The organism is Methylobacterium sp. E-066 (assembly GCF_022829635.1).
In the GTDB taxonomy this organism is placed as follows: Bacteria; Pseudomonadota; Alphaproteobacteria; order Rhizobiales; family Beijerinckiaceae; genus Methylobacterium.
In genome coordinates, this window is record NZ_JAKSYO010000068.1 from 109169 (window position 1) to 119213 (window position 10045).

The window sequence follows — 10045 nt, forward strand, 5'->3', positions numbered from 1 at the left end:
TCGTCATTTGGTTGAACGCCAAACCTTTGATTTCACACGCTCGCCGGCGCCGAACCGGCATCCACCCGGCGGCGAGCGCTTCAGGCAGGTGCAAGTGCCATGATCCGAACGCTCCGCGGCTGGGCCATCGTCCGGAAGCCTGAGGCCGGCACGCCGGCACGCCGGTCATGCATCGGCTGCTTCCGGGCCTCCATCGCCGCCGCGATCGGGCGGTTTACCGCCTGCGCCGTCGTGCTCGCCGGCTTGGCCACGCCGGCCCTGGCGACGACGATCGGCGTCGCGATGGTCCAGCCGAACGGCTTCACGCAGCTGCTGCGCGACGGCATCGAAAACTATGCGAAGTCCGTTCCCGGCGTCTCCGTGCAATTCAGCTACGCGCCGGAGGGCGCCGGCGAGACGCAGGTCGAGCAGGTCCGAAAGTTCATCGCCGCGAAGGTCGACGCCTTACTGATCCTCCCGGTCGATCCGCGGGCCAACGCGGCGATCACGCGCCTCGCCCAAGAGACCGACATCCCGCTCGTCTACGCCAATAACGGGCCCCGCGAGGACTGGTTTGCCGGGCGCATCGCGTTTGTCCTGCCGAACGATCTCGTGGCCGGACGGCTCCAGATGCGGAAGCTCGCGCAGATGCTGGACGGCAAAGGCCGGATCGCGATCATCGCGGGGCATCCGAGCCACTCGGCGACCGCCCTGCGCACCCGTGGGGTCAAGGAGGTGGCCGCGTCGTTCCCTGGGCTCAGCGTGGTCGCGGAAGGCACCGCGGACTGGGATCGCAAGAAGGCCGCGGTGCTCGTCGCCGGATGGCTGGCGAAGGGGACCGCGCTCGACGCGATCGTCGCCAACAACGACGAGATGGCGATCGGGGCGGCCGACGCGGTCGAGGCAGCGGGGCTCCCGTCGGATCGGATCCTGATCGGCGGGGTCGATGCGACGCCAGAAGGTCTGAAGGCAATGCAGCGCAAGCGCATGGCCGTCACGGTCTATCAGGATGCCGGCTTGCAGGCGCGCCGGGCGATCGACGACGCCCTCAAGCTGATCCGCCATGAGACGGTGCAGCAATACGATTGGGTGCCGTTCGAACTCGTGACCGACCGGATGTCGACCACGCATTTCTCGAAATAGGGACTGCGGCGTTCAATGCTATCGCGCTGTGCTTGCCGTCTCGCCGATCACATGGTCGGATCTTACGGCGTAAGATGTCGGAGTCGCTGTTCCGGAGCGCAGGACGGATTGGTGATGTTGTCCGGGTGGGAGAGCAGCTTGCCGATGCGCAATGCAAATGAGCTTGGCGTGGGGTCATCGGCATGACCGTCGTCGCCCTCGACACGCTTGCCATCGTCCGCAAGCTACGAGCCTCCGGCCTGCCCGAAGATCAGGCGGAGGCGATCACCGGCGTTATCCGAGACAGCCGTGACGCCGACCTCACGGCACTCGCCGCGAAGACAGACATCCACGAGACCGAACTCCGCCTTGAAGCCAAGATCGAGGCCACGAAGGCCGACATCATCAAATCGGTGCTGTCGGCGATCGGCTTCCAGGCGTTGATCATCGTGGGCGCGATCGTCGCAATGGCGCGTGTTCCGCACTGACGCCAGCGCCAGCAAAAGGCTTGCTTGCGCCGGCATAGTCACCGCCCCGGCAGGGGAGCAATCGCTCCTGCGCCGCGGCGGTGACCGGACACGCGGCTCCGCGCTCTACCGCATCACGAACGGGTTCGCGGGCGTGTCGCGGCTGGTGGAGATCCAGACGCTCTTGGTCTCCAGGTATTCGCGGATCGACTCGATGCCGCTCTCACGGCCGATGCCGGAGCGCTTCATGCCGCCGAACGGCATCATGTAGCTCACCGCCCGGTAGGTGTTCACCCAGACCGTGCCGGCGCGCAGGCCCTTCGACATGCGCAGAGCCCGGCCGATATCCTGGGTCCAGACGCCGGCGGCGAGGCCGTAGATGACGTCGTTGCCGAGCCGCAGCGCCTCCGCCTCGTCCTCGAACCCGATGATCGACAGGACCGGGCCGAACACCTCCTCCTGGGCGATCCGCATGTCGTTGGTGACGCCGGTAAAAATCGTCGGCTCGACGAACTGGCCGCCGATCACGCCGGGGCCGGAGGCGGGATTGCCGCCGAGCACGCAGCGCGCGCCCTCGCTCTTGGCGAGCGCGATGTAGTCCAGCACCTTTGCGTATTGCGGCGGCGTGGTGATCGGCCCGATATTGGTGTCCGCCTGCATCGGGTCGCCGAGCCTGGCGGTGCGGGCCAACTCGACCAGTCGCTCGACGAAGGCCTCGCGGATGCTGTTCTGCACCAGCAGGCGGGACCCGGCGATGCAGGTCTGCCCGGTGGCCGCGAAGATGCCCGAGATCGCGCCCGCGGCGGCGGCCTTCAGGTCGGCATCGGCGAACACGATGTTGGGCGACTTGCCGCCGAGTTCGAGCGACACGCGCTTGATCTGGCGCGCGGCCGCCTCGTAGACCTTCGCGCCGGTGACATCCGAGCCCGTGAAGGTGATCTTGGCCACGTCCGGGTGCTCGACGATGGCGCTGCCCGCCTCGCCGCCATAGCCGGTGACCACGTTGAACATCCCGTCCGGAAGCCCGGCTTCCTTGGTCAGGCGGGCGAATTCCAGGGTGCTGGCGGAGGCGAATTCCGACGGCTTGACCACAACGGCGCAGCCGGCGGCGAGCGCGGGCGCGCATTTCCAGGCCACGAACAGCAGCGGCGAATTCCAGGCGGTGAGCGCCCCGACCACGCCGACCGGCTCGTGCCGGGTGAACGCGAAGGTCTCGGGCTTGTCGATCGGCACCTGGGCGCCCTCGACCTTGTCGGCGAGGCCGGCATAGTACCACCACCATTCCGGCTGGTAGCGGGTCTGGCCGTACATCTCGGCGAACAGCTTGCCGTTGTCGCGGACCTCGACTTCGGCGAGCGCCTTGGCCTCGCGCTCCACGAGGTCGCCGATCCGGCGGAGCACCTTGCCCCGGGCCGAGGCGGTCATGGTCGCCCAGGGGCCGTCCCACATGGCGCGCTTGGCCGCCGCCACCGCCTTGTCGACATCGACCTTGGAGGCGCGCGGGATCCGAGCCCAGGCCTCGCCGCGGTAGGGGTCGACGGACTCGAACCACGAGCCCTCGACCGGATCGACGTCCTGGCCGTCGATGTAGAGCTGATAGGTTTTCACGGCGCGCCTCTCTCGCGAAGGACGTGCGCGATATGGGCCCGAACCCGGCCGGCGACGAGGCCGGCCGGCGCAGACCCGCTCAGGCGTTGGCGCTGAGGCGCTTGATGTCGGCGTCGACCATCTCGGTGATCAGCGATTCGAGGCTGGTCTGCGCCTCCCAGCCGAAGGTCGCCTTTGCCTTCGCCGGGTTGCCGAGCAGCACCTCCACCTCCGCCGGACGGAAGAACGCCGGGTCGATGACCAGGTGGTCGTCGATGTTCAGCCCGACATGCTTGAACGCGATCACGCACATGTCCCGCACCGTCGTGGTGCGGCCGGTGGCGATAACGTAGTCGTCGGGCTTGTCCTGCTGCAGCATCAGCCACATCGCCTCGACGTAGTCCCGGGCATGGCCCCAGTCGCGCTTGGCGTCGATGTTGCCGAGCCGCAGCTCCTTCTGCTGGCCCAGCTTGATCCGCGCCACCGCGTCCGTGACCTTGCGGGTGACGAACTCGACGCCCCGCAGCGGGCTCTCGTGGTTGAACAGGATGCCGTTCGAGGCGTGCAGCCCGAAGCTTTCCCGGTAGTTGATCGTCATCCAGTGCGCGTAGAGCTTGGCCACGCCGTAGGGCGAGCGCGGGTAGAACGGCGTCGTCTCGCTCTGCTGCGCCTCCTGGATCAGCCCGAACATCTCCGAGGTCGAGGCCTGGTAGTACCGGGCCTGCGGGGCGACCGAGCGCAGGCATTCGAGCATGTGCACGGCGCCCAGCCCGGTCACCTGGCCGGTGAGCAGCGGCTGCTGCCAGGAGGAGGTCACGAAGGACTGCGCGGCGAGGTTGTAGATCTCGTCGGGCTTTGCGGTCTGGACGATCCGCAGCAGGGCCGACTGATCCAACAAGTTGCCGTCCACGAGTTCGACATCGCCGAGGATGCCGAGCCACTTCAACCTGTGGTCGAAGACGCCGGCATGGCTGGAGCGGCGCACGATGCCGGTGACCGTGTAGCCCTTCTGCAGCAGCAGCTGCGCCAGGTACGCGCCGTCCTGGCCCGTCACCCCCGTGATCAGCGCGCGCTTGCCCGTCATGAATCCGTCCCGTCCCGTTCCTGCCCGGCTGCTACGACCGCGGCGGCCTGCGCGTCAAGGTGAGGCGGCGCTGCGAATAGTCTTCGCAATCGCGTCGGACCGGACGTGCGGTTGCCGGTTTCTGCGAAGAATTCTGGGATGCCAGGCCAAGTCTTCGCGGGCGACCGGGCTACGCCCTACGGTTGGGCCAGCCAGTCGGTGACGCCGGTGATCGACCGGAATTCTTCCAGCGCGTGGACCCGGGCGTCGGGCAGCGCCGTCCGGGCCATGGTCGCCAGGGCGTGGCCGGGGCCGAGCTCCAGGACCCGGTCGGCGCCGTATTCCCGGCAGGCTTCCAGGCAGGCGGCCCAGTCGAGGGTGTGGGAAATCTGGCGGGCCAGCTTGTCGAGGCCGTCCTCGGGCCGGAAGATCGTCGTCCCGTCGAGCCCGCTGACGAGGCGCGGAGCGCCGGCGGGCGGGCGGCGCAGGGTGACGGCGCCGAGCGCGGTCCGGAAGGCGTCGCTCGCCTCCGCCAGCAGCGGCGTATGCGAGGGCGTGTGCACCGGCAGCAGGACCGCCCGCTGCGCCCCGGCCCCGGCGGCCTCCCGGCACAGGGCGTCGAGGGCGTCGCGCCGGCCCCCGACCACGCCGCTGTCGGGGGCGTTGCGGATGGCGAGGTGGCAATCATGCCGGCCGGCCAGGGCGTCGAGCGCGTCGAGGGTAAGCCCCCGGATCCCAGCGAGCCCGAACCCCTCCCCCGAGGCGGCATCCATGGCCTCGGCCCGCCGGGCGGCCAGGGCCAAAATGTCGGGATCGGCGATCCGGCCGGCGACGCCCCAGGCGGCGAGGTCGCCGATGCTGTACCCGGCCACGATGGCCCGGCCGGTGAAGCCGAGCGCCCGCCAGGCGGCGAGCGCAGCGGTGCAACACAGGATCTGGCCGGCCCGGTTGGCGTGGAGCGCGTCGCCGCCGCTCCGGGCGAGGTCGCGCGGGTCGGTGCCGCCGAGGAGCGGCGTCGCGGCGGAAAAAACCACCTGCGCGGCCGGATGATCGGCGGTGAGGTCGAACATCCCCGGATGCTGGCCGCCCTGGCCGGAGAGCAGGATCGCGAGGGTCATGCGGGTTCCAAGGTTCGCAGGGGGGCGACCGGACGCATCCCCAGGCCGTCCAGGCCTTTTGCCAGCACCGTCCCGCCTTCGGGGGCGTCGCGCAGCTCGCGCCAGTGCAGGCCGGTCCCGTCCTGCAGCAGGATCTCGCCGTCGAGGCGCATCGGGGCGGTTTCCGCGATGGAGGCGAGCCCGTCGAGCAGGCCGGTAGGCGCCGGTTCCCGGCAGGGCCAGAGCAGGTCGAGGTCGGATGTGGCGGTCAGGTAGACGAGGCCGGTCACCGCCTGCCACAGCAGGCCACCGAACGGACGGGGATTTGAGCCGTAGCGCTCGCCGAGCGCCACCAGTGCTGCGACAGTCCCGCCCCAGGCGGCGGGAGCGTGGACCGCGGCCTCCGCCAGGCTCGGGCCGTCGAGGCGGGTGAGGTGTTCGGCCGGCAGGGCCAGGCCAATCCGGCGCTTGCCGTCGGCGGGCGGCAGCGGCAGGCCGAGCGGCACCGTTTCGGCGCCCTCTCCCGGGACCCGGCGGCGGACGATCAGCGGACGGCCGGCCTCGGCCCAGCCCGCGAGATGCGGCACGCCCGCGAGATCCTCGCGGCTGCGGAGCCAAGCCGCCCAGGCGCCGGGATCGGCGTGGACGAGGTCCTGCCGGGTGACGGTGCCGGGCGTGCGAGTTTCAATGTTTGGTTGAGGGATCTGTCCCATCCGCGACCGTTCTTTGAGGCGTTGGGTGATCGTGTCGGGAAACACGATCTTCAGCCGGATCCTGACACGTTACGGACCGCGGAGCTGCTGCCAAGTCATTCCGGGGCTCCGCTGCGCGGCCCTGGAATGACAGGGTGATTGGTCCGGCTGGGCGTCCCAATGATCCCTCCGTCATTGCGAGCGCAGCGAAGCAACCTAGGGCAGCGCGCAATCCCCGGACGTCGCGCCTCACTGGGTTGCTTCGCTGCGCTCGCAATGACGGTATGCGGTGCGGGCCCTATCCCCGCCCGGCCTGCGCGATGACCGCCTCCGCGATCCCGCGCGCCACCGGCCGCCCGCCGCGCTCTTCGCCGAGGCGATCCCGGTCGTCGCCCGGTTGGAGGTTGGCGATCAGGTCGCGGATCTGGCCGTCGAGCGGCTTGCCCGGATCCAGAACGACGTGGACAGCCCCGGCCGCCACCATGTTGTCCAGCCCGGGGGCGAAGACCGGCGTCGATTTCGCCATCTCCTGGAGCTTGTCGAGGGGCAGCTTGGTCACCTTCGCCACCGAGGGCAGGTCCATCACGCTCGGGTTGGCGCCCGGCAGCGCCGCCAGGATCCGGGTCGCCAGCGCGGTGGCGATGAAGGCGCCGGCGGCGGAGTGGCCGTAGATCAGCCCAATGGTCGGGTGGCCGGAGCGGTCGGCGAGCAGCAGCGCCTTGGCGAGATGGGCCAGGCATTCGTTGAGCCCCAGGAGCTCGTCGCGCCGGCTCATGCGCTGGCTGTCGGAATCGACGACCACCAGGATCGGCGCCTTGTCGCCCGACCGGACCGCGTCGAGCACGGCGCGCGACAGGATCAGCGCCCCGTCGACCCCGAGCGGCGTGTCGCCGTCGACCCCGACGACGTGGACCTTTCCGCCCGCGAACGGGCCGCCCCCGGTCACGAGGCCGTCGCGCACGATGACGGAATGGCCCTGCGAAAACAGCCCGGCCAGGATCTCAGCGAGCGTCATGATCGGCCTCCCTCACCCGGGATACGGTCTCGTCGAAGGCGCGCGTATCCATGGCGGGCACGGATTCGGGATCGTTGACGCCGAGCCGCGCCCAGATTTCGGTGGCGTCCCGGCAATCGCCGAAGCGCGCGATCCGCGATTCGAGCCGGGCCTGCTCGGCCTCCAGCGTGTCCAGATCGAAGGCCGGCGCCCGGCCGATCAGGTCCAGCGCCGCCTGCCGGAAGGCCGATACGGTGTCGGCGCAGAAGGCGTCGGCGCCGCCGATCAGCCGCCGGTGCTTGCCGCCCATGGTCCGCCAGACCAGCGCCCGGTCGCGGGAATCGAACTCTTCCGCGCCCTTGTTGGTCTCGATCACCTCAGGGCCGGAGACCGAGATCCGGCCGCCCTCCGAGACGGCGAGCCGCGAGCAGATGCCGGCGATCAGCCCGCCGCCGCCGTAGCAGCCGGCCCGGCCGCCGATCAGCCCGATCACCGGGATGCCGGCCGCCCGGACATCGACGATCGCCCGCATGGTCTCGGCGATGGCGGTCTCGCCGGCATTGGCCTCCTGGAGCCGGACGCCGCCGGTATCGAACAGGATCAGCACGGCCGCCGGTTTCAGGGTGAGCGCGGCGCGCAGAAGCCCAACGAGCTTCGCCCCATGGATCTCCCCGAAGGCGCCGCCCATGAACCGGCCCTCCTGAGCCGCGACCAGCACCGTCTTGCCGTCGAGCTTGGCGCGGCCGACCACGATGCCGTCGTCAAAAGCCCGCGGCAGGTCGAACAGCGGCAGGTGCGGGCTCATGCGCCGCTCGGTCGGGGGCAGGAATTCCTCGAAGCTGCCGGGATCGGCGAGCGCCACCACGCGCTGGCGGGCGGTCGCCTCGTACCAGCTCAGGGCATCGGGGTCAGTGCTCGCGGCGTGCGCGCCAGCCATGGTCAGGCCTCCATCAGCCGGGCGCCCTGGAGCAGGCGCAGGGACACGGTGTCGGGACGGGCGCCGCCGTCATTGATGCTGATGCGCAGGCCGCCGGGCTGGGCGCGGGCGACGAAATCCGCCACCACCGCCTCCCAGACAGGGCCGTAGCCGGCGATCGGCGTCTCGATCGCAACCTCGCAGGCATCCGGCGGCAGCACCCGCTCCAACAGGATCTCCAGGTTGCCCGAGGCCACCACGCCCGTGATGGCGTTCGGCACCGAGCCGGGCAGCGGCTTTTTGGTGGTGTGGCGGAAGGTCAGGGATTCCATGGTGGGTTCCTCGCAGGACGTCCCGTCATCCAAACAGAACACCTCATCCTGAGGTGCCGGAGCGTAGCGGAGGCCTCGAAGGAGCCCTCCCGTGATCTGAGCGGCCTCTGGAGGCCTCCTTCGAGGCCGTGCGATCTGCGATCGCGCGGCACCTCAGGATGAGGGTGTGGATGGGCGTGGCCGGCCCATCGCGGCCGTCTCACCAGTTCCGGAACTTCGCCGGCGGCTCGTAGAGGCCGCCCGACCAGTGCACCAGATCCTTGATCGACTTGGCCGCGAGCAAGGCCCGGTCGGCGTCGAGGGGCTCGATGCCGAGATCCTCCGGCCGGCGGATCACGCCGCGGGCGCGCAGTTCCTCGACCTTGGCCCGGTCCCGGCCGCGGCCGACATCGGTGTAGCCGGCCACCCCGCGGATCGCCTGCTCGCGCTCGTCGGCGTCCCGGCACAGCAGGAGGTTGGCGATGCCCTCTTCGGTGACGATGTGGGTGACGTCGTCGGCGTAGATCATCACCGGCGCCAGCTCGAGCCCGATTTTTTTCGCCAGCTCCAGGGCATCGAGCTTCTCTACGAAGGTCGGCACCAGCTTCTCCCCGAAGGTCTCGACCAGTTGCACCACCAGCTTGCGGCCACGCATCAGCGCGGGATCGCCGACAATCTGGCCTTCGCGGCCGGCCTTCATCCAGGCATCGGACGGGTGGCGGCGGCCATGCGGGTCGGAGCCCATGTTGGGCGCGCCGCCGAAGCCCGCCACCCGCGACTGCGTGATCGTCGAGGAATGGCCCATCAGGTCGATCTGGAGCGTCGCGCCGATGAACATGTCGCAGGCATAGAGGCCGGCCGTCTGGCAGAAGGCCCGGTTCGAGCGCAGGGAGCCGTCGGCCCCAGTGAAGAAGATGTCGGGCCGCGCGCGGATGTAGCGATCCATGCCGACTTCCGAGCCGAAGCAGTGGACCTGTTTGACCCAGCCGGATTCGATCGCCGGGATCAGGGTCGGGTGCGGGTTGAGCGCCCAGTGGGTGCAGATCTGGCCCTTGAGCCCGAGCTTCTCGCCATAGGTCGGCAGCAGCAGCTCGATCGCCGCGGTGCCGAAGCCGATCCCGTGGTTGAGGCGGCGGATGCCGTACTCGGCATAGATGCCCTTGATCGCCATCATGGCGATCAGGATCTGGGTCTCGGTCATCGCCGCCGGGTCGCGGGTGAACAGCGGCTCGACGTAGAACGGTGTGTCGGCCTCGACCACGAAGTCGATCCGGTCGCCCGGGATGTCGACCCTGGGCACTTTGTCGACGATCTGGTTCACCTGGGCGATGACCACGCCGTTCTTGAAGGCGGTGGCCTCCACGACGGTGGGCGTGTCCTCGGTGTTGGGGCCGGTATAGAGGTTGCCGTCGCGGTCGGCCGAAACGCCGGCGATCAGCGCCACGTGGGGCGTGAGGTCCACAAAGTAGCGGGCGAACAGCTCGAGATAAGTGTGCACGGCGCCGAGCTGGATCTGGCCGCCGTAGAGCATCTTGGCGATGCGGGCGCCCTGCGGGCCGGAATAGGAATAGTCGAGCCGCTTGGCGATGCCGGTCTCGAACACGTCGAGATGCTCCGGCAGCACGATGCCCGACTGGACCATGTGCAGGTCGTGGACCTTGCCCGGATCGCAGGCGGCGAGCCCCCGCGCCAGGCAATCCGCCTGTTTCTGGTTGTCGCCCTCCAGGCAGACCCGGTCACCGGGGCGGAGCACCGCCTCCAGCAGCTCGATGACGGACCCGGCCGGGACGACCTTGCCGTCGGCATGGGCGCGCCCC

10 protein-coding genes are annotated in these 10045 nt (G+C 69.7%); 2 read left to right on the plus strand and 8 right to left on the minus strand.

All coding sequences use genetic code 11. The annotated features are described in order from the left end of the window. Positions 1-99 precede the first annotated feature (99 nt). Both MKL20_RS07740 and MKL20_RS07745 read left to right on the plus strand, forming a co-directional pair. Complete coding sequence (locus MKL20_RS07740; RefSeq protein WP_244036188.1) at positions 100-1122, plus strand: substrate-binding domain-containing protein; 1023 nt, start codon at positions 100-102, stop codon at positions 1120-1122. 182 nt (positions 1123-1304) lie between these two features. Beyond that, on the plus strand, positions 1305-1589 hold the full coding sequence (locus MKL20_RS07745) for a CCDC90 family protein (RefSeq protein WP_244036189.1): 285 nt from the start codon (positions 1305-1307) through the stop codon (positions 1587-1589). Between the two features lie 105 nt (positions 1590-1694). On the opposite strand, the gene MKL20_RS07750 is transcribed toward MKL20_RS07745, so the two are convergent. The 8 genes from MKL20_RS07750 to mdcA form a co-directional block, all read right to left on the minus strand. Continuing rightward, on the minus strand, positions 1695-3176 hold the full coding sequence (locus tag MKL20_RS07750; protein ID WP_244036190.1) for an aldehyde dehydrogenase: 1482 nt from the start codon (positions 3174-3176) through the stop codon (positions 1695-1697). 79 nt (positions 3177-3255) lie between these two features. Beyond that, positions 3256-4239: a GDP-mannose 4,6-dehydratase gene (gene gmd, locus MKL20_RS07755; RefSeq protein WP_243962434.1), complete on the minus strand. Its 984-nt coding sequence runs from the start codon at positions 4237-4239 to the stop codon at positions 3256-3258. Positions 4240-4415: 176 nt separating this feature from the next. Further along, positions 4416-5336: an acyltransferase domain-containing protein gene (locus tag MKL20_RS07760; RefSeq protein WP_244036191.1), complete on the minus strand. Its 921-nt coding sequence runs from the start codon at positions 5334-5336 to the stop codon at positions 4416-4418. Then, positions 5333-6028, minus strand: a complete 696-nt coding sequence (mdcG, locus tag MKL20_RS07765) for a malonate decarboxylase holo-[acyl-carrier-protein] synthase (RefSeq protein WP_244036192.1) — start codon at positions 6026-6028, stop codon at positions 5333-5335. Before mdcG ends, MKL20_RS07760 begins: the two co-directional genes overlap by 4 nt. A 277-nt stretch (positions 6029-6305) precedes the next feature. Then, positions 6306-7022: a biotin-independent malonate decarboxylase subunit gamma gene (mdcE, locus tag MKL20_RS07770; protein WP_244036193.1), complete on the minus strand. Its 717-nt coding sequence runs from the start codon at positions 7020-7022 to the stop codon at positions 6306-6308. Continuing rightward, complete coding sequence (locus MKL20_RS07775; protein WP_244036194.1) at positions 7009-7938, minus strand: biotin-independent malonate decarboxylase subunit beta; 930 nt, start codon at positions 7936-7938, stop codon at positions 7009-7011. Before MKL20_RS07775 ends, mdcE begins: the two co-directional genes overlap by 14 nt. Before the next feature lie 2 nt (positions 7939-7940). After that, entirely contained in the window at positions 7941-8249 is a 309-nt protein-coding gene (gene mdcC / locus MKL20_RS07780; RefSeq protein ID WP_091859811.1) for a malonate decarboxylase acyl carrier protein, read from the minus strand. A gap of 199 nt (positions 8250-8448) precedes the next feature. Continuing rightward, the coding region (mdcA, locus tag MKL20_RS07785) for a malonate decarboxylase subunit alpha (RefSeq protein ID WP_244036195.1) at positions 8449-10045 on the minus strand (1597 nt) is incomplete at its 5' end.

Excerpts from the sequence above, each read along its gene's own strand:
- gmd (WP_243962434.1), bottom strand. The coding sequence starts at position 4,239 with ATGACGGGCAAGCGCGCGCTGATCACGGGGGTGACGGGCCAGGACGGC.
- MKL20_RS07745 (WP_244036189.1), top strand. The coding sequence starts at position 1,305 with ATGACCGTCGTCGCCCTCGACACGCTTGCCATCGTCCGCAAGCTACGA.
- mdcG (WP_244036192.1), bottom strand. The coding sequence starts at position 6,028 with ATGGGACAGATCCCTCAACCAAACATTGAAACTCGCACGCCCGGCACC.
- MKL20_RS07760 (WP_244036191.1), bottom strand. The coding sequence starts at position 5,336 with ATGACCCTCGCGATCCTGCTCTCCGGCCAGGGCGGCCAGCATCCGGGG.
- MKL20_RS07775 (WP_244036194.1), bottom strand. The coding sequence starts at position 7,938 with ATGGCTGGCGCGCACGCCGCGAGCACTGACCCCGATGCCCTGAGCTGG.
- MKL20_RS07740 (WP_244036188.1), top strand. The coding sequence starts at position 100 with ATGATCCGAACGCTCCGCGGCTGGGCCATCGTCCGGAAGCCTGAGGCC.
- mdcC (WP_091859811.1), bottom strand. The coding sequence starts at position 8,249 with ATGGAATCCCTGACCTTCCGCCACACCACCAAAAAGCCGCTGCCCGGC.
- mdcE (WP_244036193.1), bottom strand. The coding sequence starts at position 7,022 with ATGACGCTCGCTGAGATCCTGGCCGGGCTGTTTTCGCAGGGCCATTCC.